This is a genomic window from Stenotrophomonas sp. 86428_Sma (genome assembly GCF_056481585.1).
Genome location: NZ_CM151156.1, coordinates 3,634,072 through 3,660,049, shown reverse-complemented (window position 1 = coordinate 3,660,049; position 25,978 = coordinate 3,634,072). Strand labels below are relative to the sequence as shown.

At 66.4% G+C, this 25,978-nt stretch carries 20 protein-coding genes; 9 read left to right on the top strand and 11 right to left on the bottom strand.

The window, feature by feature from the left end:
• Positions 1 to 41: 41 nt before the first annotated feature.
• A complete protein-coding gene (locus tag ACZK3J_RS16895) occupies positions 42 to 434 on the top strand; it encodes a hypothetical protein (RefSeq protein WP_049463130.1) in 393 nt (130 codons plus the stop codon).
• Positions 435 to 896: 462 nt separating this feature from the next.
• On the opposite strand, the gene ACZK3J_RS16890 is transcribed toward ACZK3J_RS16895, so the two are convergent.
• The 4 genes from ACZK3J_RS16890 to ACZK3J_RS16875 all read right to left on the bottom strand — a co-directional run bounded on the left by ACZK3J_RS16890 (position 897) and on the right by ACZK3J_RS16875 (position 7,713).
• Entirely contained in the window at positions 897 to 2,861 is a 1,965-nt protein-coding gene (locus ACZK3J_RS16890) for a M2 family metallopeptidase (protein WP_134951370.1), read from the bottom strand.
• Positions 2,862 to 3,484: 623 nt separating this feature from the next.
• Positions 3,485 to 5,134 carry a phosphoethanolamine transferase gene (locus tag ACZK3J_RS16885; RefSeq protein WP_134950779.1) on the bottom strand — a complete coding sequence of 550 codons (1,650 nt, stop codon included), beginning with the start codon at positions 5,132 to 5,134 and terminating at the stop codon, positions 3,485 to 3,487.
• Entirely contained in the window at positions 5,131 to 5,898 is a 768-nt protein-coding gene (locus ACZK3J_RS16880; protein ID WP_149909212.1) for a phosphatase PAP2 family protein, read from the bottom strand. The genes ACZK3J_RS16885 and ACZK3J_RS16880 overlap by 4 nt, the downstream gene beginning before the upstream one ends.
• Before the next feature lie 111 nt (positions 5,899 to 6,009).
• A complete protein-coding gene (locus ACZK3J_RS16875) occupies positions 6,010 to 7,713 on the bottom strand; it encodes an ArnT family glycosyltransferase (RefSeq protein WP_049461541.1) in 1,704 nt (567 codons plus the stop codon).
• Between the two features lie 130 nt (positions 7,714 to 7,843).
• Between ACZK3J_RS16875 and ACZK3J_RS16870 the strand changes: the two genes are divergently transcribed.
• Together ACZK3J_RS16870 and ACZK3J_RS16865 are read left to right on the top strand one after the other, a co-directional pair.
• A complete protein-coding gene (locus ACZK3J_RS16870; RefSeq protein ID WP_032129861.1) occupies positions 7,844 to 8,557 on the top strand; it encodes a response regulator transcription factor in 714 nt (237 codons plus the stop codon).
• Complete coding sequence (locus ACZK3J_RS16865; RefSeq protein ID WP_149909210.1) at positions 8,544 to 9,830, top strand: sensor histidine kinase; 1,287 nt, start codon at positions 8,544 to 8,546, stop codon at positions 9,828 to 9,830. Before ACZK3J_RS16870 ends, ACZK3J_RS16865 begins: the two co-directional genes overlap by 14 nt.
• Positions 9,831 to 10,096: 266 nt before the next feature.
• On the opposite strand, the gene ACZK3J_RS16860 is transcribed toward ACZK3J_RS16865, so the two are convergent.
• Positions 10,097 to 10,486 carry a VOC family protein gene (locus ACZK3J_RS16860; protein ID WP_049401346.1) on the bottom strand — a complete coding sequence of 130 codons (390 nt, stop codon included), beginning with the start codon at positions 10,484 to 10,486 and terminating at the stop codon, positions 10,097 to 10,099.
• Positions 10,487 to 10,619: 133 nt separating this feature from the next.
• On the opposite strand from ACZK3J_RS16860, the gene ACZK3J_RS16855 reads away from it, so the two are divergent.
• Positions 10,620 to 11,870: a DUF819 family protein gene (locus ACZK3J_RS16855; RefSeq protein ID WP_049421249.1), complete on the top strand. Its 1,251-nt coding sequence runs from the start codon at positions 10,620 to 10,622 to the stop codon at positions 11,868 to 11,870.
• A gap of 204 nt (positions 11,871 to 12,074) precedes the next feature.
• Here ACZK3J_RS16855 and ACZK3J_RS16850 read toward each other — a convergent pair whose 3' ends face one another.
• Together ACZK3J_RS16850 and ACZK3J_RS16845 are read right to left on the bottom strand one after the other, a co-directional pair.
• Positions 12,075 to 12,299 carry a YbdD/YjiX family protein gene (locus tag ACZK3J_RS16850; protein ID WP_005410613.1) on the bottom strand — a complete coding sequence of 75 codons (225 nt, stop codon included), beginning with the start codon at positions 12,297 to 12,299 and terminating at the stop codon, positions 12,075 to 12,077.
• Entirely contained in the window at positions 12,299 to 14,380 is a 2,082-nt protein-coding gene (locus tag ACZK3J_RS16845) for a carbon starvation CstA family protein (protein ID WP_049401342.1), read from the bottom strand. The genes ACZK3J_RS16850 and ACZK3J_RS16845 overlap by 1 nt, the downstream gene beginning before the upstream one ends.
• 215 nt (positions 14,381 to 14,595) lie before the next feature.
• Here ACZK3J_RS16845 and ACZK3J_RS16840 point away from each other — a divergent pair, with 215 nt between their 5' ends.
• A complete protein-coding gene (locus ACZK3J_RS16840) occupies positions 14,596 to 15,447 on the top strand; it encodes a pirin family protein (RefSeq protein ID WP_032129856.1) in 852 nt (283 codons plus the stop codon).
• A 128-nt stretch (positions 15,448 to 15,575) separates the two neighbouring features.
• On the opposite strand, the gene ACZK3J_RS16835 is transcribed toward ACZK3J_RS16840, so the two are convergent.
• From ACZK3J_RS16835 to ACZK3J_RS16820, 4 genes are all read right to left on the bottom strand, one after another.
• A complete protein-coding gene (locus ACZK3J_RS16835) occupies positions 15,576 to 16,034 on the bottom strand; it encodes a hypothetical protein (RefSeq protein ID WP_032129855.1) in 459 nt (152 codons plus the stop codon).
• Positions 16,035 to 16,230: 196 nt separating this feature from the next.
• On the bottom strand, positions 16,231 to 16,950 hold the full coding sequence (gene aqpZ / locus ACZK3J_RS16830) for an aquaporin Z (RefSeq protein WP_032129854.1): 720 nt from the start codon (positions 16,948 to 16,950) through the stop codon (positions 16,231 to 16,233).
• Positions 16,951 to 17,071: 121 nt separating this feature from the next.
• Complete coding sequence (locus ACZK3J_RS16825; protein ID WP_414577587.1) at positions 17,072 to 17,935, bottom strand: pirin family protein; 864 nt, start codon at positions 17,933 to 17,935, stop codon at positions 17,072 to 17,074.
• 623 nt (positions 17,936 to 18,558) lie between these two features.
• Entirely contained in the window at positions 18,559 to 20,622 is a 2,064-nt protein-coding gene (locus tag ACZK3J_RS16820; protein WP_049463328.1) for a 3-hydroxyacyl-CoA dehydrogenase NAD-binding domain-containing protein, read from the bottom strand.
• A gap of 235 nt (positions 20,623 to 20,857) precedes the next feature.
• On the opposite strand from ACZK3J_RS16820, the gene rpoE reads away from it, so the two are divergent.
• The 4 genes from rpoE to lepA all read left to right on the top strand — a co-directional run bounded on the left by rpoE (position 20,858) and on the right by lepA (position 25,939).
• Entirely contained in the window at positions 20,858 to 21,478 is a 621-nt protein-coding gene (gene rpoE, locus ACZK3J_RS16815) for an RNA polymerase sigma factor RpoE (protein ID WP_010482816.1), read from the top strand.
• The gene (locus ACZK3J_RS16810; RefSeq protein ID WP_032129851.1) at positions 21,475 to 22,356 is read left to right on the top strand and encodes a sigma-E factor negative regulatory protein; all 882 of its coding nucleotides are present in this window, start codon (positions 21,475 to 21,477) and stop codon (positions 22,354 to 22,356) included. The genes rpoE and ACZK3J_RS16810 overlap by 4 nt, the downstream gene beginning before the upstream one ends.
• A 74-nt stretch (positions 22,357 to 22,430) precedes the next feature.
• Positions 22,431 to 23,966, top strand: a complete 1,536-nt coding sequence (locus ACZK3J_RS16805; RefSeq protein ID WP_032129850.1) for a DegQ family serine endoprotease — start codon at positions 22,431 to 22,433, stop codon at positions 23,964 to 23,966.
• A 179-nt stretch (positions 23,967 to 24,145) separates the two neighbouring features.
• The gene (lepA, locus tag ACZK3J_RS16800; protein ID WP_032129849.1) at positions 24,146 to 25,939 is read left to right on the top strand and encodes a translation elongation factor 4; all 1,794 of its coding nucleotides are present in this window, start codon (positions 24,146 to 24,148) and stop codon (positions 25,937 to 25,939) included.
• The last annotated feature ends 39 nt before the right edge of the window (positions 25,940 to 25,978 follow it).

Genomic DNA, 25,978 nt, shown 5'->3' with positions numbered 1-25,978 from the left:
GGTGCGCTATCCTTGCGCCCCCTTCGCAGCGGTACCGCACCATGTCCACCAGCTCCAAGACCCGCCGCGACCAGCGCCGTCGCCAGGAAAAGCAGGCCGCCAACAAGGCCGCCGCGCAGGCCTCGCCGGTGGAGCCGCATGCGGAACTGCGCGATGCACAGCGCACCCTGCTGGCCGGTGTCGTGCGCCGCGACGGCGAATGGGTGCTGGGCATGGACGGCCGCATCGCGGGCCACAGCGAGAGCGCTGCGCAGGTGCTGGCGCTGATCATGCAGGCCGGTGAACTGCACGAGCGCAACGGCACGCCGGTGCGCCTGATGTACTCCGATGCGCTGCGCGATGCCGCACAGGCCGAAGCCAGGGACAAGGGCCAGACCTTCGAGGAATTCAAGGCCGAGCTGGCCGCAGCGATGGCCGCGAAGAAGAACAGCTGACCGCTGTTGCGGTAGAGCCGGCCGCTGGCCGGCTGCCAGACGGATTTCCACCGTGCAGTTGCCGGCCAGCGGCCGGCACTACCGGAAAGGGGCGGATCCTTTCGGATCCGCCCCTTTTTCATTTCGCCGCCGGGGCCGCGTTGGCCTGCCAGCCGCACATCTGGCCTTTGACTGCTGTTTCGGTAGAGCCGGCCGCCGGCCGGCTGCCCGTTGGGTCTTCATCGCGTAGTTGCCGGCCGGCAGCCGGCACTACCGGAAAGGGACGGATCCTCGCGGACCCGCCCCTTTCTTCATTTTGCCGCCGGGGCCGCGTTGGCCTGCCAGCCGCACATCTGGCCTTTGACTGCTGTTTCGGTAGAGCCGGCCGCTGGCCGGCTGCCCGTTGGGTCTTCATCGCGTAGTTGCCGGCCAGCGGCCGGCATTACCGGAAAGGGGCGGATCCTTTCGGATCCGCCCCTTTTTTCATTTCGCCGCCGGGGCCGCGTTGGCCTGCCAGCCGCACATCTGGCCTTCGTTCTGCTGCTTCAGCCACTCGTTGACCGGGGTGAAGTACTCGATCATCGGGCCGGCATCGAGCTTGTCGGTGCCGGTCAGCTCCTTCAGCGTGGCCTGCCACGGCTGGCTGGCACCCTTGCTCAGCATCGCCCAGTACTTCTGGCCGGCTTCCTTGTTGCCGTAGAAGGTGCACTCATGCAGCGGGCCCTTGTAGCCGGACGCGTCGCACAGGCCCTTGTAGAACTGGAACTGCAGGATGCGCGCCAGGAAGTAGCGGGTGTACGGGGTGTTGCCCGGCACGTGGTACTTCGCGCCCGGATCGAAGAACTCCTCGCCACGGGTGCTGGCCGGAGCCACGCCCTGGTACTTGGCCTTCAGGTCCCACCACGCCTTGTTGTAGTTGTCGGCGGTGATCGATCCATCGAACACGCCCCAGCGCCAGCGGTCGATCATCAGCCCGAACGGCAGGAACGACACGCCCGACAGCGCCATGCGCATCTGGTTGTTGATGACCGCTTCGCGGCTTTCGGTCGGCGCATCAACCAGGCCGATCGAGCTGAGGTACTTGGGCGTCATCGCCAGCACGATGGTGTCGCCGATCGCTTCATGGAAGCCATCGTTGGCACCGCCCTGGAACAGCGGCGGCAGCGGGTTGTAGGCCAGGTCGTAATAGATGTGGCCCAGCTCGTGGTAGATGGTGGTGAAGTTTTCTTCGTTCGGCTTGATGCACATCTTGGTGCGCACATCGCCTTCCATGTTCATGTCCCAGGCACTGGCGTGGCAGACCACGTCGCGGTCATCGGGCTTGATGAACTGGGTCTTTTCCCAATACGACTGCGGCAGCGACGGCATGCCCAGCGACACGTAGAAGTCCTGGGCGCGCTCGGTCATCTGCTTGGCGGTACGCAGTTCGGCCTCGCGCTGTGCCTTATACTGCGCCGCTACGTTGGCATCCTTGCCGGCCTTGGCCAGCGCCGCGCTCAGGTTGGTCTGGTACTGCTTTTCAAGCGCTGCAGTGATGTCCAGGCTGCCGGCACCCGGATACGGCTCCAGCTGGTCCCACAGATTCGACCAGTCCTGCTGCCACATGTTGCCCAGCAGGTGTGCGGCGATCAGGCCATTGCCCACTTCCGCCTTGTCCTTGCCGTAGGTCTTGTCCAGCTTGCCGCGTGCGTAGCAGTGCAGCTGCTCGTACATCGGCTTGACCTGTTCCCACAGGCGATCGGTTTCCGGGCCGATCTGCTCCGGCGGCATGTCGTAGCCGCTGCGCCACATCTGGCCGGCATCGGTGAAGCCCATGCCCTTGGCACCTTCGTTCACCAGACCGACAAATTTCTGGTAGTCGCCGCGCATGCTCTTGGTGGTGCTGTGCCAGCCCTGCCAGGCGTCGAGCTGCTTGTCGTAGTCGCGGCTGCGTGCCAGCACCTGCTCCAGCTCGCCCAGCTGGCGGCAGGAGTTGGGATCGTTGGCATCGGTGCAGTACTTGCCGGCGCCGTAACTGCCTTCCATGCGGGTGGCGATCTGGGTCAGCTCGGCCAGCTTGGCCGGGTCACGCGGTGCCGGCATCGAGGACATCAGCTTCAGCAGGTGGATCGCGCGCTTGCTGTCCTCGCTCATCGGCTTGCCATCGAACTTGGCGGCCTGTTCGATCCAGCTGTTGAGCTGGGTCAGCGAGCGCTCGTTGGCCTTGGCCGCGATACGTTCCGAATCACTGTTGATGTAGGTGGAGGACAGCCACTGCGCCGAGGTCATCTCCGGGTAGGCGGCCTTGAATTCGGCATTGATGCGGGCCACGAACTGGTCGGCGGTTTCGCCGGCCGGGGCGCTGCTGCTGGCGGTATCGGTGCCTGGCGCAGCTTCCTTCTTGCAGGCGGCCAGGGCCAGCGTGGCGACGGCGATTGCCGAGGCCAGCAGGAGATGACGGTGTTTCACGGGCGGTCCTTGGGTGGTGAACGACGGCCGAAGGCTAGTGGGCCGTCGCCGCCACCGCAAGTGGCGGAAGTCGGTTGGGTTCGGCAGGGCTGCGCCCTTCACCTGCCGAAGCCTTCAAGCAACGTCAACGTCAGAAGCGGGTATTCCGTGGTTTGGCGGGGCGGTGTCGGAGTGCGGGGACGCCGCAAGTACGTCCCTGTAGGCTTGGCAGCCGCATCCATGCGGCTGACACCCCGCACTCCGACACCGCCCCACCTCCGACAGATTCCGTGTGCTGTGGGTAGGTGTCGACCTTGGTCGACACATCTGTCAGATATCGAAATGAATCTGGGGTCAGATCCGGTTTCCTCCGGAAAACGGATCTGACCCCAAGGCCGTTCCATCAGATCGCGGAAAACTGTCGAAGGCGGGGTGGGTCCGGTTGCGGGGGCGTGAGCGCCATGGATGGCGCGACCGAGCCTACAGGCATGTATTTACGGCGTCCCCCGCAACCGGACCCACCCCGCCAACCCACGGATAGCCAGCTTCTGCTGTTGCTGTTGCTGTTGCTGTCGCTGTCGAGGCTGCCGGCCAGCGGCCGGCACTACCGCGGGTGCAGGGCTGCAAGCCCTGCCGAACAACCCTCAACCCTCGCAGTTGGCGAACACGTCGCGGTCACGCTCGTACAGCGAGGTCTTTACCTGCATCAGGCCCAGTACCGACGGGAACAGGTTGTCGTGGTCGGTGTAGGCCGCCGAACGCTTGCGCACGCACTGCAGGTCCAGCCCGCGGCTGCTGGCGAAGCCCTGCGAGAACCACATCGTCATCGGTACCCGGGTCTGCTCGGCCGGGGCGATGGCGTAGGGCACGCCATGCAGGAACAGGCCCTTCTCGCCCAGCGACTCGCCGTGGTCGGACAGGTAGATCATCGCCGTGTCGTAGTCCTGCATGCCCTGCAGCGTACCGATGGTCTTGGTCAGGAAGTGATCGGTGTACAGCACGGCATTGTCGTAACTGTTGGTGATCTCTTCGCGCGAGCAGCGGCCGATGTCGCGGGTATCGCAGGTGGGGGTGAAGCGGCGGAACGCGGGCGGGTAGCGCTCGAAGTAGGCCGGGCCGTGGTTGCCCAGCTGATGCAGCACCACCACCCGGTCGCCCGGCTTTGCACGTACCTGGGTGGCCAGGTCCTGCAGCAGGATTTCGTCCATGCAGCGGCCGTCAGCGCACAGGCCCGGGGTGGTCGCATCGGACAATGACTGGAAGTCCAGGCCTTCGCACACGCCCTTGCAGCCGGACTGGTTGTCACGCCACAGCGGCGCGATACCGGCACGGTTCAATACGTGCAGCAGCGACTGGTGCGCGCGGATCTTCTTCTCGTCGTAGTCGTGCCGGCCCCATGGCGAGAACAGGCACGGCAGTGAAACCTCGGTGCTGGTGCCGCACGAGTGCATGTCCGGGAAATTGATCACGCTGGCCTGCGCCAGTTCCGGGGTGGTGTTGCGGCCACCGTTGAGCCCCCAGTTCTGCGCGCGCACGGTCTCGCCCATGACGATCACCAGCAGGCGCGGTTTGCTGGCAGGGGCACGCGGGGTGGCCTTGGCATCGGTACCGATCGGCAACTTCGGTGCGCGCTGTACCGGGTTGTCGCCACGCAGTGCACGCGGCATGCCCAGCAGCACATTGGCCGGGGTGGCGAGGTAACGCACTTCGCGCTGGTTGCGCATCAGTGCCGAGACGTCCTGGAACGAGATCAACGCGCCGCCGACCGCAGTCACCGCCGCCACCACCAGGAAGCCGAGGCGCCACAGCAGGCTGCGGCCCCAGCTGCGGCGGCGCAGCTGCACGCGCCACAGCACCGCCATCGGCAGCACTGCCAGCAACAACACCGGCCACAGCAGCGACACGGTCATCAGCTCACGGCTTTCCTTGGGATCGGTCGCCAGCACGTTGCGCAGCATGTCCGCATCCAGGTAGATGTGGTAACGGCTCATGTAATGCGCAGCGAATGCGGTCACCAGCAGCAACAGGCTGATCACCACCTTGGCGTTCCAGCGCCAGACCAGGATACCCAGCAGCACGCCGTGCGCACCCAGCAGCAACAGCAGCAGCGACAGCGCGTAGCGCAGGCTGCCCGGATGGCTGGCCATCGCGCTGTGCCAGAACAGGCCGTTGCCGGCCACTGCGAAGAACAGGCTGGTCAGTGCGATCAGTGCTTCGGTGGACAGCTGCGGCCGCCAGCGGCGAAGGTTCGCCAACGCGGGAAGGCGGGCGGGGCGTTGGACCGATGCACTCATGCGTTTGCCTCCTGGCGGTGGGGACGGTCCAGCTGACGGCGGGCCAGGACGCGTTTGACGATCAGATACAGGCCCAGCGAAAGCAGCCAGCAGATCAACGCAGTAGCAACGTCATGCGAAAGGAAATGCGCGCCCCGCAGTTGCTGGCTCACGCCGAATACCAGGCCGGTGCCAAGGCCGATCCACAACCCGGCCCAGCGCCATGAAGGGCGCCACAGCAAGGCGAAAAAGTACAGGGACAACCATGCATAGCCCGCGCTGGCGTGGCCGGCCGGGAAGCAGGCCTGTGCGGCCATGCCTGCGGGGCGTGCCGTGAAAAGCCCGATGAACGGCTGGTGGCCACCGTAGCGCAGCAGGTCCCAGGGGCATTCCATCGGCACCAGCGACTTCAGCAGGGAGATCACACCTGTGCCCAAGGCCATGGCAATCACGACATAAAGCAGCGCCCACCGCAGGGTGCGATCGCGACCCTTTCGCCAGTGGTGGAAGCACAGCAGGATCGCCACGAGCGCAGCAGCTGTGCTCAGCCACTTGCCGGCCTTGTGCACCACCGTGCGGGTGACCCAGGCGTCCTGTAGCGCCCAATGGCCACCCTCAAGGTGGAACAGGTGATCGGCCACCCATTGGTCGCCGCCGAAACCCATCAGCAGCGTAAACACGGGCAGACCGAGTGCGACAGGCAGCCAGAGGTGAGTTACGGCGAATTTTGACGCCAGTGGCGATGTCGCAAGCGGCGCTACCGAATCAAGGGGACGGACGGGCATGCTGGGAACGGGCGGGTCGGGAATCCGCGGCCATGCTCGTCACCTGGATGTCGGAGAAGGGTCGGACGCTCGTTCGTGCCGGGTTAATGCTTGCCCGGCACGTGTCAGCGTTCAGTCTTCTTCAGCGGTCGCGCCGGCCCGTTCGGCGTGGCATTCCGCGTCCCACGCGGTACCGGGAAGCAGTTGCCAGCGATTCCTGTTGGCAATACCGATATCGATCACCTTGCTCGGGTCCACGCACGGGCTCATCGCATCGTCCAGCACCAGCAGCCAGCGCTTGCCCGGTGCCTCGGCCAGCCACGGGCCGGCGTCGTGCCACTGCTCGGCCCAGGGCCGCTTGAAGCCGAACTCGCGCACCGGCCGGTCGGCCTGCAACAGGTTCTGCTCGCGCCAGGCCACCAGCGCCAGTTCGGCGTCGGGTCCGATCCGCGCGCCCACCCGGCGCATGAGTGCCGACGCCGAAGCGAAGGGGTCCAGTGCAGGCATCAGCACCAGGCCGTAGAGCATCCACAGCATGCCGTGGGTCAGCAGTACCAGCGTCGCGGCACGGCGTACCCGCAGCCACACGATCAGCGTGGCCAGGGCAATGGCGAAGGTCAGCAGGCCATCGCCCAGCACCGGCAGCAACGTCTCGGGCATGGCGCGGCGTTGCAGTTGCGCCAACGCCCATGGGTGCTCGGTCATCAGCATCACGCCGAGTACGCCGGTGGCCAGCATCAGCACCACGCTGTAGCCGAACAGGTAGCGGCGCACGCACACGCGGCGCAGCAGGCCGGGCAGCAGCGGCGCCACGGCCAGTGCCATCGCCGGCAGCATCGGCAGCAGGTACACCTCGCGCTTGCCCGGGCTGGCACTGAAGAACACCAGTACCAGTACGGCCCAGCCCAGCAGCAGCCACTGGCGGCGATCGCCACGACGGATGCGGCGCCACCAGGGCTTGAACAGCATCGGCAGCAGCAGGCTGCCCGGCAGCCACAGGGTCAGGATCACCTGCAGGTAGTACCAGGCCGGCTGCCGGTGGTGCCAGGCATTGGCGTAGCGGGTGCCGGTCTGCTTGAACAACAGCTCGTGCGCGTAGGCCTGCAGTTCGGCGCTGGGCGTATGCAGCAGGGCCCAGCCCAGCGGCGCCAGCCACACGCCCACGCCCAGCAGGAACGCCGGGATCAACCACAGCAGCGTTGCCGGGTGCGGACCCTCCACACGGTGCCCGCGACGGCGTTGGTACAGCCACCAGCCGAACCAGGGCAGCACCAGCAGCAGCGGCAGGAAACCCACGCCCTTGGTCACCGTGCCGACACCGGCGGCGAAACCGGCCAGCCACAACGCGGGCAGGTTGCGACGTTCGCACAGGTGCCGCATCAAGCCCCACAGGGCGACGGTGGTCATCCCCACCAGCACCATGTCGATCTGCGCACGCTTGGCCATCAGCCCGAACTGCAGGGTGCAGAACAGCGCCGCGAGGGCATAGATGGAATGCCGCGGCGACCACAGCCGCCGTGCCAGATCCGACACCAGCCACAGACTCAGCAGGGCGCCCAGCAATGACGGCAGCAGGAACGACCATTGCCAGCTGCCGACCACCTCGTAGGCGGCCGCCTGCAGCCACATGAACACCGGTGGTTTCTCGGCATACAGCTCGCTGCCACGATGCGGCAGCAGCCATTGCCCGCTCTCGACCATGGTCCGTGCGGCCAGCACGAAGCGCGGCTCGTCCGGTGGCTGCGGCTGCCGAAGGCCGATGCCCGCTGCCAATGCAGCAATGATCAGCAGCCATAACAGGGGCAGGCGCCAACGGCGGGGCAGGGCTACGGGCACGGCAGGCTCCGGGAGCAAAACGGCCATTCTGAGGTGGCAGGGGTGGGAAAAGCGTCAGAAGGGGGCGGGACGACCGCATTCCGACATGGGCGGCGCTACCATGGTACGAACTTCCGTGGATGTTTCGTGCATGCGTCTGTTGGTGATCGAGGACAACCGCCAGCTGGTGGCCAACCTGTTCGACTATTTCGAGTCGCGCGGGCATGTGCTGGACGTGGCCCCGGATGGCATCACCGGCCTGCACCTGGCCGGCAGCCACCCCTACGATGCGGTGATCCTGGACTGGATGCTGCCGCGCATGGAGGGACCGGAAGTGCTGCGCCGGCTGCGTGCCGAACACGCGTCGGAGGTGCCGGTGATCATGCTGACCGCGCGCGATGAACTGCCGGACAAGATCGCCGGTTTCCGCGCCGGTGCCGACGACTACCTGACCAAGCCGTTCGCCCTGCCCGAGCTGGAGGTGCGGCTGGAAGCGCTGCTGCTGCGTGCGCAGGGCCGCAACCCGCGCAAGCGCCTGCAGGTGGGCGACCTGGTGCTGGACCTGGCGACGCTGGAGGCCCAGCGTGAGGGCCAGGTGCTGCACCTGTACCCGGCCTGCCGCAAACTGCTGGAAGTGCTGATGCGGGCCAGCCCGGGTGCGGTGACGCGACAGCAGCTGGAGTTCGCCCTGTGGGGCGACGAGCCGCCGGATGGCGACCTGCTGCGTTCGCATGTCTACGAGTTGCGTCGCAGCGTTGACGGTCCGTTTGCCGAGAAGCTGATCCACACCCTGCCGCGTGTGGGTTACCGGTTGGCGGTAGTGGAGGGTGCCGACGCCGGCAGGAATGCTGATGAGGGCGCGTAAGCCGGGGCCGTTGTACCGGCGCGTGGTGTGGTGGTTGCTGGGCTATCTGGCGCTGCTGTCGATCGCGGTGTTCAGCGTCGGCAACTACGTGCACGAGCACGCCGAGCATGCTGCCTGGCGCGCGCTGCTCAACTCCGAGCTCGACAGCATCGTCGAGCATGTCGAGCACGAACCGCACTATCGCTGGCAGGATTCGGACACGCTGAGCCTGTACCGCTTCGACGCGGTCAACCTTCCCGATAGCCTGCGTACCCTGCATCCAGGGCTGCACGACGGCGTAATGGTCAAGGGCCGCGAGACGGCGGTGATGGTGCGTGAAACCCAGTCGATGGGACGGGTCGCGCTGGTACTGGACATCTCCGACTTCCATGACCTGGAACAGTTCGCCACGCGCTGGGTGATGCTGGCCGGGGTGATCATGATCTTCGTTACCGTGCTGATGGCTTCGTTCGGCATGGAGCGGATGGTGCGTCCGCTGAGCCTGCTGGCACAACACATCGCCGCGCTCAGGCCGGGCGTGCAGGGGCAGCGCATCGAGGTCGACCCGCGCGGCAGCTCAGAGCTGCACACCATTGCCAATGCGCTGAACGATTACCTGGACCGCAACGAGCAGTTCGTCGAACGCGAGCGGGTCTTCATCAGCACCGCCAGCCACGAATTGCGCACGCCGATCGCGGTGATGACCGGTGCCGCCGAACTGGCGCTGGAGCAACCGGGCCTGCCCGAGCGCGCGCGCCAGCAGATGCAGCGGGTACTGCGCACCGCGCAGAGCGTGGAGCAGCTGATCGAACTGCTGCTGGTGCTGGCGCGTGATCCGGCGCGACTGGCGGCGCGTGCCGAGCGCATCGCGCTGGACCAGCTGCTGCCGGAGATCGTCGACGACCATCGCCACCTGCTGGGCGACAAGGACCTGAGCATCGGCATCCAGGCCGCACCGGTGGACATCGTCGCGCCGCTGGCGGTGGTGCAGGCAGCGATCGGCAACCTGCTGCGCAACGCCATCGAGAACAGTGGCCGTGGCCACATCGAATTGGGCCTGAGTTCATCGGCGGTGCTGACCCTGCAGGACCCGGGACATGGCATGAGCCCGGAGGAGATCGCGGCGATCCATGCGCGGATGGCCCGTGGCGAACGCGCCGATCGTGGCGGCGGCATCGGACTGGATCTGATCGCGCGGCTGTGCGAGCACCTCGGATGGACCCTGCAGTTGCAGCCCTGCGAGCCGCGTGGCACGCGTGTCACGCTCGATTTCAGTGCCTCGCGACCGCGCTGATCCGGCCGTTCGTGTAAATGCCAACCTTGGTTGGCATGCCGTTCGTCGACCAAGGTCGACGCCTACCCAGGCGGTGGCTGTCCGTGTTCTGGTAGGTGCCAGCCCTGGTTGGCATGCCTCGGCGGTGGCTGGGCGTGCTCTGGTAGATGCCAACCTTGGTTGGCATGCCCCGGCGGTGGCTGGGCGTGCTCTGGTAGATGCCAACCTTGGTTGGCATGCCGTTCGTCGACCAAGGTCGACGCCCACCCAGGCAATGGCTGTCCGCTTCAACGCCCGTTCGGTCGCGCCACGTGCTGGTCGATCAGGATCACGTTGCCGTCGGGATCGGCCAACTGCAGATAGCCCGTACCCTGGCCATCAGGATCGGTGCGGACCGCCAGTTCGATGCCCCTGGTATCCAGCTCTGCCTGCAGCTCACGCACATCCTGGAAGTGGGGGAGTTCCTGCTTGTGCTGGTCCCAGCCGGGGTTGAAGGTCAGCAGGTTGCCCTCGAACATGCCCTGGAACAGCCCGATCACCGTGCCGTTGCTGCGCATCACCAGCCAGTTCTGTGCCGGATCGCCGCCGGTGACCGAGAAGCCCAGGGCTTCGTAGAAGGCACGGGAGGCCGCGAGATCCTTCACCGAGAGGCTGACCGAAAAGGCACCAAGCTGCATGAGTGGGCTCCCTGACGGGATGGGGGGTGTCGGCACTGCAGCATGACCGGGCGTGAAGACAATGTTAATCTCGATCTGCGCCGCCTTATGCGGCGCTTTTTTTTCTCCGCTCTTTCGATCGACAGAGGATCCCATGCCGACCGAACCCGCTACTGCCCTGATCAGCAACGACATCGTTGGACTGGGCCTGATTGCCGCCACCCTGGCCCTGATCTTCTGGGCCGCCAGTGGTCCAACCCCGCTGCTGAAGAAGATCTTCGCCTGGGTGCCGGCCCTGCTGCTGTGCTATTTCATCCCCGCCGTCTACAACACCGCCGGTGTCATCGATGGCCACAACACCTCGCTGTACAACCCGGTCGCGCGTGACGTGCTGCTGCCGGCCGCGCTGGTCCTGCTGACCCTGTCGATCGACCTGAAAGGCGTCATCAAGCTCGGCCCGAAACTGCTGATCGTGTTCTGTGCCGGTACCGCCGGCATCATGCTCGGCGCCATCGTTTCGTTCCAGCTGATGAAGCTGATCCATCCGGAAACCGTGGCCGGTGATACCTGGGCCGGCATGGCGGCGCTGGCCGGCAGCTGGATCGGTGGCGGCGCCAACATGGTCGCCATGCGCGAGGTGTTCGGCACCGATGCCACCACCTTCGGCCAGTTCGCGGTGGTTGACGTGGCCTGTGCCAGCCTGTGGATGGCGATCCTGCTGTTCCTGGCCAACCGCGCACAGCAGATCGACACCCGCAATGGTGCCGACACCCGTGCCATCGACGAGATGAAGGCGCGCATCAGTGCCTACGAGGCGCAGAACGCGCGCATTCCCAGCATGACCGACCTGATGGTGATCGTTGGCGTGGCACTGGGCGGCGTTGGCCTGGCCCATGCCATCGCCGCGCCGCTGGCAGGCTGGTTCAAGGCCAATGTCAGCTGGGCCAGCCAGTTCAGCCTCGACAGCCAGTTCGTCTGGGTGATCCTGCTGTCCACGGCGATGGGCCTGGGCCTGAGCTTCACCCGTGCGCGCCGGCTGGAAGCGGCAGGCGCTTCGCGGCTGGGCACGGTGTTCCTGTACTTCCTGATCGCCTGCATCGGCATGCAGATGAACCTGCTGTCGCTGCTGGATCGGCCGTGGCTGTTCCTGCTCGGCGCGATCTGGATGGCCACGCACGTGCTGGTGCTGTGGGTGGTGGCCAAGCTGCTGCGCGCGCCGCTGTTCTTCTTCGCCATTGGTTCGCAGGGCAACATCGGCGCAGCCGCTTCGGCCCCTGTGGTGGCGGCGGCGTTCCATCCGACGCTGGCGCCGGTGGGCGTGCTGCTGGGTACGGTGGGTTATGCCACCGGCACGGGCCTGGCCTACGTCACCGGCCTGATCCTGAAGTGGATGGCCACCGGCTGAGTTCGGACCGCCCTGGCGTCATGCTTCCGTAGATCCACGCCATGCGTGGATGCATTTCATGGGTATCCATGAACAAGGAAGGGGTCAGATCCGTTTCCCGGAGGAAACGGATCCGACCCCGGACTCAACTCGATATCTGCCAGGCTTCATCCACGCATGGCGTGGATCCACTCAACGTCATTCGAGCGCTGTTGAACCGGACCCTCAACAGCAGCGGCCACCGTTGCGTCCGCCATAACGCGCTTCCTGGCGCTCGCGGAAGAACGTCTTGTAGTCCATCGGCTCCTGGTCCGGATGTTTTTCCAGCATGTGCCGGACGTAGTTGTCGTAATCAGGAATGCCACAGCACAGTCGTGCGGTCTGCACCAGGCGCCGCCAGATGCGGCGGTGCGCCTGGTACTGGCCGGCGGGAACCAGTTGGGTACTCATCACAGATCCACCATTTCATGCGGCTTCAGCGCCACGTACGGGGTCTCGCGGTCAGTGCGCTGCGGATTGCGGCGGGCCGCCAGGATGGTCTTGATCGAATACACCAGCACCGCGCCCACCACCAGCAGGAACAGCGCGGTCAGGCCGGTGTTGACGTAGGCGTTGACCACGATCTGCTTCATCTGCGCCACCGACTTGGCCGGTGCAGTGATGGTGTCGCTGGCGAGCGCGGCCTGGAACTTGTGTGCCTGTGCCAGGAAGCCCTGTGCCGGATTGCTGTCGAAGATCTTGATGAAGCCGGCGTAGGTGGTGCAGATCAGCAGCCACACCGCCGGTACCGCAGTCACCCATGCATAGCGGTCACGCTTCATCTTGAACAGCACCACCGTGCCCAGCATCAATGCGATGCCGGCCAGCATCTGGTTCGAGATGCCGAACAGCGGCCACAGCGTCTGGATGCCGCCGAACGGATCGACCACGCCGGTGTAGAGCAGGTAGCCCCACAGCGCCACGCAGCCGGCGGTACCGATGATGTTGGCGGTCCACGATTCGGTCTTCTTCAGGGCCGGCACGAAGTTGCCCAGCAGGTCCTGCAGCATGAAGCGGCCCGCACGGGTACCGGCGTCCACCGCGGTGAGGATGAACAGCGCTTCGAACAGGATCGCGAAGTGGTACCAGAACGCCATCATCGCGTCGCTGCCACTGGGAATCGCTTCGTGCAGGATCTGCGCGATGCCTACCGCAAGTGTTGGCGCGCCACCTGCACGATGCAGGATGGTCGGTTCACCGATCGCCGCCGCAGTCGCGGTCAGCTGCTCGGGGGTGATGGTGAAGCCCCAGGTGTTGGTGATGTAGTGCGCGGCCGAGGCCGCATCGGCACCGATCACCGCCGCCGGGCTGTTCATCGCGAAATAGATGCCCGGATCGATGATCGAGGCCGCCACCAGCGCCATCACCGCGACGAACGATTCCATCAGCATGCCGCCGTAGCCGATGTAGCGCATGTGCGCTTCATTGGCCAGCAGCTTCGGCGTGGTGCCGGAGGAAATCAGTGCATGGAAACCGGAGACCGCGCCACAGGCGATGGTGATGAACAGGAACGGGAACATGCCGCCCTTCCACACCGGGCCGTCGCCGCTGGCGGCGAACTGGGTCAGCGCCGGCATCTTCAGTTCCGGCATCACCACCAGGATGCCGATGGCCAGCGCGATGATGGTGCCGATCTTGAGGAAGGTCGACAGGTAATCACGCGGGGCCAGCAGCAGCCACACCGGCAGCACCGAGGCGACGAAGCCGTAGCCGATCAGCATCCAGGTGATCTGGGTGCCGGTGAAGGTGAAGGCCGGGCCCCAGACCGGATCGGCGGCGACCTTGCCGCCGTACCAGATCGCGGCCAGCAGCAGGATCAGGCCAACCACCGAGATCTCGCCGATCTTGCCGGGGCGGATGTAGCGCATGTACACGCCCATCAGGATCGCGATGGGCATCGTCGCGATCACCGTGAACATGCCCCACGGGCTTTCGGCCAGCGCCTTGACCACCACCATCGCCAGCACTGCCAGGATGATGATCATGATCAGGAACGCACCGAACAGCGCGATGGTGCCGGGCACCTGGCCCATCTCTTCTCTTACCAGGTCACCCAGCGAGCGGCCATTGCGGCGGCTGGACAGGAACAGGACCATGAAGTCCTGCACCGCACCGGCCAACACCACGCCCACCACCAGCCACAGCAGGCCGGGCAGGTAGCCCATCTGCGCGGCCAGCACCGGGCCGACCAGCGGGCCGGCGCCGGCAATGGCGGCGAAGTGGTGGCCGAACAGCACGTGCTTGTTGGTCGGAACGTAGTCCAGGCCATCGTTGTTGATCACCGCCGGGGTGGCCCGGGTCGGATCCAGCTGCATCACCTTGTTGGCGATGAACAGGCTGTAGAAGCGATAGGCGACGAGGTACAGCGACACCGCCGCGACGACGATCCACAGGGCATTGATGTGTTCGCCGCGGCGCAGCGCCACGGTGCCCAGACAGAACGCGCCGAGCAGAGCGAGTACCGCCCAGCCCAGTTTGGAAAACCCTTTCATGAGGTGCTCTCTCCCGGAAAGACAGACAAAGAGTCCTGCTTGCCCACGACAGGGTCAATTGGCACAGGACGAATCGGCGGTAGTACTTTGGTCGTACGGCGGCTGCGCTGACGTGCAGCGAACATCAGGGATGGAACAATCGGTTGCGGAGCCATCCATTGGCCTACGGCCGTGTGGCGTCCATCTTCAGTGGCACCCATCCAACAGGAGTCGCCATGAGCTTTCCCGAACCGGTCCGCGTACTGCGCACCATCCGTGGCATGCCCACCTCCGACGGTGCCGGCGTGCGCCTGACCCGCGTCATCGGCGGCCCGACGCTGCCCGACCTGGATCCGTTCCTGCTGCTTGATGAGTTCGGTACCGACCGCGCCGAGGACTACATCGCCGGCTTCCCGGAACACCCGCACCGTGGTTTCGAGACCGTCACCTACATGCTCGACGGGCGCATGCGGCATCGCGACAACCATGGCAACGAAGGCCTGCTCACCCCGGGCAGCGTGCAGTGGATGACCGCTGGCCGTGGCCTGGTGCATTCGGAGATGCCCGAGCAGGAAAGCGGGCAGATGCGCGGGTTCCAGCTGTGGGTGAACCTGCCGGCGAAGGAGAAGATGACCGAGCCGAAGTATCAGGAATTCGCACCCGAGCGCATTCCCGTGGTGCACCCGGAGCCGGGCGTGGAGGTGAAGGTGATTGCCGGCAGCGTGGACGGCACCGATGGCCCGATCGTGCAGCCGGCCACCGATCCGCTCTACCTCGACATCACGCTGGCGCCCGACCGGGCCTGGACCTATGCGCTGCCGGAGGGGCACAACGCGTTCGCCTACGTGTTCGAAGGTGCGATGACCGTGGGTGAGCAGGACGCCGCGCGCGACGTTGCACGCCAGGAACTGGCGGTGCTGGGCGGTGGCGAGCAGTTGCACCTCTCGGCCGGCAGCGAAGGTGCGCGGTTGATCCTGGTGGCCGGCCGTCCGCTGCGCGAACCGGTGATGCGCCACGGGCCGTTCGTGATGAACACGCGGCAGGAACTGATGCAGGCCTTCGTCGATTTCCAGGAAGGCAAGTTCTGAGGGAGTGCCGGCCGCTGGCCGGCAGCAGCCTCGGACAAAGGCGGATCGGGGTGCCGGCCAGCGGCCGGCACTACCGTCGGATCGGCTCGCATTGCGGGGATGCTGCCAGGCAGTCATCCCCGTCACCTTCAGCGCCCCGCGGCCACGGCCGACGGGGTCAGGCTCATGCCCTGCGCCAGCTGCTGCAGCGAGCCCAGTTCCTGCGCGCTGTCCGGATACAGCGAAATCTGCGCGTAACGCCCTTTGTCGAGCTTGACCACACTGATGCGACGCTCGGCATAGCCGGGCGGCTGCTGGCCACCCAGATCGGGCTGGTACCAGTACAGCGATTCACCGCCGAAGCTGCCCTTTTCCTGGCGCAGCGAGCGGTTCAATGGAAGGTTGGGATCGCGCGCACTGAGCATCAGGCTCAGTACCTCGCGGCCATCGCCGGTGCTGGCGCGGCAGACCAGGAAATCGGCCTGTGCCTGCTGTTGCCACTGCAGGCCGCTGCTGGCCGGCAATGAAGGACATTCGGTGGGAGCCTGCGCGGCGGCCTGGGCCACCGCGAACAGCAGGCTCGACAACACTACAGGCGCGAACTTCATGCATCCCCCAAGGTGGTGTGTCGTTGGCTCCGCCGGATGGACCGGCAGCCTTGGCATCCCATCCCCGGATGCCGCCCCGGCCGGCATGTGCACGGACGGTCAACTCAACCTTAACGGAACGTGAGCGATCGCACAAATCGCGGTTACACGCGTAACCATTGCGGCCGATGGTCGGCCGCAATGGTCCGCACAGGCCTCAGCGGTCGTTGCCGATCCACTTGTAGATGATGCCGCCGATCGCGCCGCCCAGCAGCGGGGCGACCCAGAACAGCCACAGCTGGCTGACCGCGCCGCTGCCGGCGAAGAAGGCCACCGCCGTGGAACGGGCCGGGTTCACCGAGGTGTTGGTGACCGGGATGCTGATCAGGTGGATCAGGGTCAGCGACAGGCCGATCGCCAGCGGGGCGAACCCGGCCGGTGCCTTGCCGTGGGTGGCGCCCATGATCACGATCAGGAACACGGCGGTCAGCACCACTTCGCACAGGAAGGCCGCGGCCACGCTGTAGCCGCCGGGGGACAGCGCGCCGTAGCCGTTGCTGGCGAATGCACCGGCCTGGCTGCCATCAATGGCGAAGCCGCTGGCGCCCGATGCGATCTGCAGCAGGATGAAGCCGGCCAGCAGGCCGCCGGCGACCTGGGCGATGATGTACGGAATCAGGTCCTTGGTCGGGAAACGACCGCCGGCCCACAGGCCGACACTGACCGCCGGATTGAAGTGCGCGCCGGAGATATGGCCGAACGCATAGGCGCCGGTCACCACGGTCAGGCCGAAGGCCAGCGCAACGCCGAGGAAACCGATACCCAGCGGATTGCCGTCACCGCCGAACTTGGCGGCCAGCACGGCACTGCCACAGCCACCCAGAACCAGCCAGAACGTGCCGAGGAACTCGGCGGACAAGCGTTTACCCATGCTCATGTGTTGCACTCCTTTGACGGTCGAAAGTGTGATTTATGTCACATTTCAATGATCAGCGGGTGACTGTAGTGTCAACGCCGGGTGCAGGGATACACCTTCGGATGTGTGCAACACGCGATGTTCAGTACTGCGGCAGCGGGATGAATTCCTTGTCGTCGCCCGGAATGGTGCCGAAGCGGCCGGCCTCCCAGTCGTGCTTGGCCTGTTCGATACGTTCCTTCGAGCTGGACACGAAGTTCCACCACAGGTGACGCGGGCCATCCAGCGGCTCGCCACCGAACAACATCGCCTTCACCGGCGTCTTTGCGCGCAGGCGGCCACGCGCACCAGCCTCGGGGATCACCAGGTGCTGGGCAGGGATGTCCACGCCATCCAGCTGCGCGTCGCCTTCGAGGATGTACAGCGCGCGCTCGCGGTGGCCGTCGTCGATATCGATTTCCGCATCCGGGTCGAGGTCGATCGCCACGTTGAGGGTATCGGCGAATACTTTGACCGGCGATTCCTCGCCATAGGCGCGGCCGGCGATTACCCGCAGCCAGACACCATTGCGGCGCTGCTCGGGCAGGGTGGCGGCGGCATGGTGGTAGAACGCCGGCTCGATTTCCTCATGCGATTTCGGCAGCGCCACCCAGGTCTGCATGCCGTGGATCGGGTTGTCGTGATCGCGGTCAGGTTGCGGCGTGCGCTCGGAATGGGCGATGCCGCGGCCGGCGGTCATCCAGTTGACGTCACCGGGACGGATCACCTGGTCCGAACCCAGCGTGTCGCGGTGGCCGATCGCGCCCGACCACAGATAGGTGACGGTAGCCAGGCCGATATGCGGATGCGGGCGCACGTCGATGGCGGTGCCGGGGTGCATGAGTGCGGGTCCCATCTGGTCGACGAACACGAACGAGCCGATGCTGCGGGCCTGCAGGGTCGGGACGGCCCGGCGGACTTCTAGGCCGCCGATGTCGTGCACGCGCGGGGCGATGATGGTGGTCATGCGGGCGTTCTCGCTGGCAGGGATCAGGTGATCAGCATCGCATGCAGCTGTGACGGGGACATGCCCCGTATGGGTAACAGGTTGTTCCAGCCAACGGCGCAGCCCCTCGTGGCTGTGGGGTTGGTCGCGTAAAGCAAAAGCCGCGCTTGGCCGGGCGGGGTGGGGTCGCGGGGGACGCCGTGAATCCGTCCTTGGAGGCTTGGCCGCGGCATCCATGCCGCGGACACCCCCGCGAACCCACCCCGCCCGGCCTCTGACAGTTTCCGTGTGCGTCCAGCCACGGAGAAGAAAAAAAGAAAATCAAAATCAAACGCCGGTCGCTTCGCTCGCATCCACGCATGGCGTGGACCAAGCGTGTCGACCAAGGTCGACACCTACCAGCTCCCGAAGGTCACTGACCGTCACCGGGAAACTGTCAGGGGTGGGGCGGTGTGGGCTTGCAGGACCGTTGGCGCCATGGATGGCGCCATCGAGCCCCCATGGACGGGTTTACGGCGTGTCCTGCAAGCCCACACCACCCCGCCCAACAAACAGAAAAGCCAGAGCCGGCTGTTGCTCCGGCTCTGGCTTCGGCTGTTGCTGTTGCCTCTGCGGGTGCCGGGCCGCAGGCCCGGCCGATAAATTCACACCACCGGTTCGCGCAGGGCGGGGTTGTCCCAGCCCGGGCGCGGGGCGAAACGGTCACCATGGCGCTGCTGCAGCGCCTTCAATCGCTCGACGATCGCGTCGGCACCCACCGCGCGGATGTGCTGGATCGGACCACCGCGGAACGGTGCGAAGCCGGTGCCGAAGATCACGCCGGCATCCAGCAGGTCCGCATCGGCCACCACGCCTTCGTGCAGGCAGGCCACCGCTTCGTTCAACAGCGGCAGAATCAGGCGGTCCTCCAGATCGGCCGGTGCCTGGTAATCGCTGGCCACGTCCGGCTTCTTCGCACGGCCGTTTTCCCAGGTATAGATGCCCTGGCCATCCTTCTTACCGCGCTTGTCCGGTTCCACCGTCTGCAGCGCGGCCGGAATCTGCAGGCCGAGGAACGGTGCTAGTTCGCGGCCAACGCCAGCGGCCACGTCCAGGCCCACGGTGTCGATCAGTTCGATCGGGCCCATCGGCATGCCGAACTTCACAGCGGCCTTGTCGATCACCGGGCCCGGGATGCCTTCGGCATAGGCGGTGGCGGCTTCCAGCATGTACGGGAACAGCACGCGGTTGACCAGGAAACCCGGGCTGCCGGCCACCGGCACCGGGAACTTGCCCAGTGCCTTGCAGAACGCGGCCAGGCGACGTTCGGTCTCAGGCGCCATGCCGTCGTGATGGATGATTTCCACCAGCGGCATCTGCGCGACCGGGTTGAAGTAGTGCAGGCCAGCGAACTGTGCCGGGCGCTGGATGTGGTCGCGCAGCTCCACCAGCGGAATCGACGAGGTGTTGGTGGTCAGCAGCGCGTCCAGCTTCATCTTCGGTTCGAGCGTCTGGTACAGCGCACGCTTGGCCTCGGGGTTCTCGATGATCGCCTCGATCACCAGGTCGGCCTCGGCCACGCCGTTGCCTTCCAGATCGGCACGCAGGCGCGCGGCCACTGCAGGACGCTTGCTCTCGTCGCGTACCTTCTTGGCGAACAGCGCCTGCGCGCGCTCCATGGCCGGGTCGATGAAGCGCTGCTCGCGGTCCTGCAGGGTCACGTCGAAGCCCTTGTAGGCGGCCCACGCGGCGATGTCGCCGCCCATCACGCCGGCGCCGACCACGTGCACGTGGCGGATGCCGGAATCACCACCGCCGAGGCCCTTCAGGCGCTCGGTCAGGAAGAAAATGCGGATCAGGTTACGCGCGGTCGGCGTGCTGGCCAGCTTCACCACGGCACGCCGCTCGGCATCCAGGCGTGCCTGGATCGGCTTGCCGCCGCTGCGCTGCCAGGTGCTGATCAGCGCGTAGGGCGCCGGGTACTGGTCCTTCTTGGCCTTGCGTGCGACCTGCTTGACCATCTGCGGTGCCAGCAGGGTGCGTGCCAGCCAGGTGTTGGTGGCCCAGGCCGTCGCGCGCTGCTTGAACGGGCGGGTGGTGCCGGACAGCGCCAGCGCTACGGCCGTGTCGAGCACCACCGCCGGTGCCACCACCTTGTCGACCAGGCCGATGCCACGCGCAGCCGAGGCTGACAGGGTGCGGCCGGTCAGCATCATGTCCATCGCCGCCGGTGCGCCCACCAGCTGCGGCAGGCGCGCGCTGCCGCCCCAGCCCGGGAAAATGCCCAGCTGGGTTTCCGGCAGGCCGATGCGGGTCGAACTGTCATTCGAAGCCACACGGTAGCGGCAGGCCAGCGCCAGCTCGGTGCCGCCGCCCAGGCAGTGGCCATGGATCGCCGCCACGGTCGGGCAGGGCAGCTCGGCCAGCTTCTGGTAGGTGGACTGGCCACGGCGGATGGCATCGTTCACGGTGCCGCGGCGGTCGAATTCCTGGAATTCCTTCAGGTCGGCACCGGCGATGAAGCCGGCCTTCTTCAGCGACTGGATCACCACGCCCTTGGGCGGGTCCATGGCGATGCGCTCAAGCAGGTCGCCCAGTTCCAGCAGCACGTCCTGCGACATGGCGTTGACGCTGCTGTCCTGACGATCCAGGGAGAGAACCACCACGCCGTCGTCGCGGATCTCGGGGTGCCAGTGGCTGAAGCGGAGACCATCGAAGCCTGAGAGCATGGACGTTCCATCCGGTTGTGTATGGAGAAGCGGCTATGATCCAGAGGTTGTTTCCCCCGCGTCAAATCCCAATAGCAGGGGAGTGGCGACCCCGGATCCATGGCCGTGGACCGGGACGCTAACGGAACGGTGGTTAAAAGCTGGTGCGGCGCCAGGTGATCGGCGACTGAACTTTTCCCGGGATTGGCAGTCTCATTGCCCAACGTCGGTTGGGCTGACAGGAGTGCGGCCCCTCATGGCCGATGTTGATACACCTCAGGAGCTGGATCTGGAACTGGTCCGGCGCGTGCAGCACGGCGAGAGCGCCGCGTTCGATGTCCTGGTGCGCAAGTACCAGCATCGCGTGGTGGCCCTGGTCGGTCGCTACATCGCCGACTGGAGCGAATGTCAGGACGTCGCCCAGGACACTTTCATCCGTGCGTACCGCGCGATCGGAAGTTTCCGCGGCGATGCCCAGTTCTCAACCTGGTTGCATCGAATCGCCGTGAATACCGCCAAAAACTACCTGGCTTCACACAATCGCCGGCCGCCGACCGATGACATCGACATCGGTGACGCCGAACAGTTCGACAGCGGGACGCGCCTGCGCGACACGGATACGCCCGAACGCGAGTTGATGCGCCAGGAACTGGAACAGACGGTGATGAAGGCCGTCAATGCGCTGCCGGAAGAACTCCGGTTGGCGATCACCCTGCGCGAGGTGGAAGGCCTGAGTTACGAAGATATCGCGCAGAAAATGGGGTGCCCGATCGGCACCGTGCGTTCACGGATCTTCCGGGCGCGCGAGGCGATCGACACCGAACTCCGGCCGCTGTTGGACATCGGCAGCGCCACCCGTGAGAAGAGCCGCGTATGACCAGTAATCCGTTCAACGAATCGCAGAACCACCAATCGCCCGCCGGGCAGCGCCTGGACCAGCGCCATCGCGAGCAGCTGTCGGCCCTGGTCGATGGCGAGCTGGGCGCCGACGAAGCGCGCTTCCTGCTGCGCCGGATGGAGCACGACCCCGAGCTGGCCGGCTGCCAGGAACGCTGGCAGCTGCTGGGTGACGTGATGCGCGGGCAGGCCTCGGCGCTGGCGCCGGCCGGCTTCAGCGCGGCCGTGGCCGCCGCCATCGCTGCCGAACCGGCGCCGCAGGCCGAGCCGCGCCGCGAGGTGCGCCGCAGCGGTTGGCGGGCCTGGGGCGGTGGCGCCGCACTGGCCGCCTCGGTGGCGGCGGTGGCGCTGTTCATGGGCGGCGAGAAGCTGAAGGAAGCCACCCCGGGCGAGCCGTTGGCACCGCAGGTGATCGCCAGCCAGGCCGAACTTGCGCCCGCGCCGACGACGCCGGCTCCGGTAACCGAAGCCTCGGTGGATACCGCCGCAATGGCCGTGGCCGGTGTACCGGCAGTGGCCATGGCCGCGGCCAGCCGACGCCAGGACACCCGTCGCGCCAGCGCTACCCGCAGCCAGCAGGCTGCGCGTGCCGCCCAGCGCGAGGACATGCCGCAACGCGCCGTGGCCGCCGCACAGGCGCCGCTGACCCCGACCGTGCCGGCCAATGCCAGCCGCAACATGCCGTTCGGTGAGGTTGGTGGCCTGCAGGCGCGACCGTGGCCGCGCTCCAGCCTGGCGCCCGCTGCCGGTGGCGCGCTCAATGCGAGCTTCCCGGCCCACGCCGGGGGCGCCGCGTTCTACCCGTTCGAGCCGCGCCTGCAGGACGACCTGCCGGTGCCGCCGCGCCCGCGCGACTGAGCCGGGCGCTTTCACGCCCCGCCGTCGGCGGGGCCCGTATTCCTCTTTCCATCCGATCCGGAGGTTGCCGTCCGATGACTCCCCGACTCCGCACGCAGGCCATGGGCCTGCTGGCCCTGACCCTGCCGTTGGTGGCCTGCGCGCAGGCCCCGGCTCCGGCCGCCCAGACCCAGGCCGCGCCGGCCGCCGCGCCGCGGGCCCCGGCCCAGCCGCTGGTCACGGGCCTGCCTGACTTCACCAATCTGGTCGAACAGGTCGGGCCTGGCGTGGTCAACGTCGACACCACCATCGTCCGCAACAACCGCCAGGCCTCGCGGGGCCCGATGGGCGGCGACGATGACATGCCGGAGTTCTTCCGCCGCTTCTTCGGCCCGGATTTCCCGATGCCGGGGCAGGGCCCGGGCGGTCCGGACGGTGGCCCCAGCATCAAGGGCCGCGGCATGGGCTCGGGCTTCATCATCTCGCCCGATGGCTATGTGCTGACCAACTACCACGTGGTGGCCGATGCCAGCGAGGTGAAGGTCAAGCTGGGTGACCGCCGTGAGTTCACCGCGAAAGTGGTGGGCAGCGACCAGCAGTACGACGTGGCACTGCTGAAAATCGACGGCAAGAACCTGCCGACCGTGCGCGTTGGCGACTCCAACTCCCTCAAGCCGGGTCAGTGGGTGGTCGCGATCGGTTCGCCGTTCGGCCTCGACCACTCGGTCACTGCCGGCGTGGTCAGCGCCCTCGGCCGCAGCACAGGTGGTCCGGACCAGCGCTACGTGCCCTTCATCCAGACCGACGTGGCGATCAACCAGGGCAACTCCGGTGGCCCGCTGCTGAACACCCGTGGCGAAGTGGTCGGCATCAACTCGCAGATCTTCTCCGCCTCGGGCGGCTACATGGGCATCAGCTTCGCGATCCCCATCGACCTGGCGATGAGCGCGGTCGAGCAGATCAAGAAGACCGGCAAGGTCACCCGTGGCCAGCTCGGCGCGGTGGTGCAGGAAATCGACGGGCTGAAGGCGCAGGCGATGGGCCTGCCGGACAGCCGCGGCGCCCTGGTCAACCAGATCGTGCCGGACTCGGCTGCAGCCCGGGCCGGGGTGAAGATCGGTGATGTGATCCGTTCGGTGAACGGCGCGCCGGTCAACAGCTGGTCCGACCTGCCGCCGCTGATCGGCGCGATGGCACCGGGCAGCCGGGTCACCCTGGGCGTTATCCGTGATGGCAAGCCGCGCGACCTCAGTGCCACCCTGACCGCACTGACTGAAGACGGGCAGGCCGGTTCGCGTGGCCCGGCCACCGGCGACAGCGATGCGGCTCCGCAGGCCGGCGCCAATGCCCTGCTGGGGCTGGACGTCAGTGACCTGACCGCACCGCAGCGCAAGCAGCTGGGCCTGGAATCGGGCGAAGGCGTGCGCATCACCGGGGTCAAGGGCCAGGGAGCGCGTGATGCGGGCCTGTCTCCGGGCATGGTGATCCTGCAGGTGGCCAGCACCCAGGTCGGCAGCGTGGACGCGCTGAACCGTGCGCTTTCCAGCTACAAGAAGGGCGACGTGGTGATGCTGCTGGTGCGCACCGGCAGCGGCAACAGCGCGTTCGTCGCGGTCAAGGCTGGCCAGTAAGGCCTGCCGGGGCCGCTTCGGCGGCCCCGGCTTTTCCCCGAAGCCCCGCCCTGGCGGGGCTTCGGCCATTCCGGGCCCGGTCCGATGAGGCCGTTTTCGCGGGCGGGCGCCGGGCATGCGATAATCGACCGTTACCCTGACGACGCCGCGCGCCGCCGCCACCTATGTCTTCTGATTCGATGCGGAACATCCGCAACTTCTCCATCATCGCCCATGTCGACCACGGCAAGTCCACGCTGGCCGACCGCATCATCCAGCTCTGTGGTGGCCTGCAGGCCCGCGAGATGGAAGCGCAGGTGCTCGACTCCAACCCGATCGAGCGCGAGCGTGGCATCACGATCAAGGCGCAGTCGGTGTCGCTGCCGTACCTGGCCAAGGACGGGCAGACCTACCATCTGAACTTCATCGACACCCCCGGCCACGTCGACTTCTCCTATGAAGTCAGCCGCTCGCTGGCCGCCTGCGAAGGCGCGCTGCTGGTGGTCGATGCGGCCCAGGGCGTGGAAGCGCAGTCGGTGGCCAACTGCTACACCGCCGTGGAGCAGGGCCTGGAAGTGGTGCCGGTGATCAACAAGATCGACCTGCCCACCGCCGACATCGAGCGTGCCAAGGCCGAGATCGAGGCCGTGATCGGCATCGACGCCTCCGACGCCGTGCCGGTCAGTGCCAAGACCGGCCTGAACGTGCAGGACGTGCTGGAAGCGATCGTGCATCGCATCCCGCCGCCGAAGCCGCGCGACACCGACAAGCTGCAGGCGCTGATCATCGACTCCTGGTTCGACAACTACCTGGGTGTGGTCTCGCTGGTGCGCGTGATGCAGGGCGAGATCAAGGCAGGTGACAAGCTGCAGGTGATGTCCACCGGCCGCAACCACCAGGTCGACAACGTCGGCGTGTTCACCCCGAAGCGCAAGGTGCTGCCGGCGCTGCGTGCAGGTGAAGTGGGTTGGGTCACCGCCAGCATCAAGGACGTGCACGGTGCGCCGGTCGGCGACACCCTGACCCTGGCCGGCGACCCGGCACCGAAGCCGCTGCCGGGCTTCCAGGAAATGCAGCCGCGTGTGTTCGCCGGCCTGTTCCCGGTCGATGCCGAGGACTACCCGGACCTGCGCGAAGCGCTGGACAAGCTGCGCCTGAACGATGCCGCGCTGCGTTTCGAGCCGGAAAGCTCCGAGGCGATGGGCTTCGGCTTCCGCTGCGGCTTCCTCGGCATGCTGCACATGGAAATCGTGCAGGAGCGCCTGGAGCGCGAATACAACCTGGACCTGATCAGCACCGCGCCGACGGTGGTGTATGAAGTCCTGAAGACCGATGGCTCGATCATCAACATGGACAACCCGGCCAAGCTGCCGCCGGTGAACCAGGTCGAGGAGATCCGCGAGCCGATCATCCGTGCCAACGTGCTCACCCCCGAGGAGTACATCGGCAACATCATCAAGCTGTGCGAAGAGAAGCGCGGCAGCCAGATCGGCATCAACTACCTGGGCAGCCAGGTGCAGATCAGCTACGAGCTGCCGATGGCCGAGGTGGTGCTGGACTTCTTCGACAAGCTGAAGTCGGTCAGCCGTGGCTATGCCTCGCTGGACTACCACTTCGTGCGCTTCGACGCAGGCCCGTTCGTGCGCGTGGACGTACTGATCAACGGTGACAAGGTCGATGCACTGTCGCTGATCGTGCACCGCAGCCATGCCGACCGTCGCGGCCGCGAACTGTGCGAAAAGATGAAGGACCTGATCCCGCGCCAGATGTTCGACGTGGCCATCCAGGCCGCCGTTGGCTCGCAGATCATCGCCCGTACCACGGTCAAGGCCATGCGCAAGAACGTGCTGGCCAAGTGCTATGGTGGCGACGTTTCGCGCAAGAAGAAGCTTCTGGAAAAGCAGAAGGAAGGCAAGAAGCGCATGAAGCAGGTCGGCCGCGTGGAGATCCCGCAGGAAGCGTTCCTGGCCGTGCTGCAGATGGACAACAAGTAAGCCCGCACCGGCCCTGCGGGGCCGGTCGTCTGGTGACGT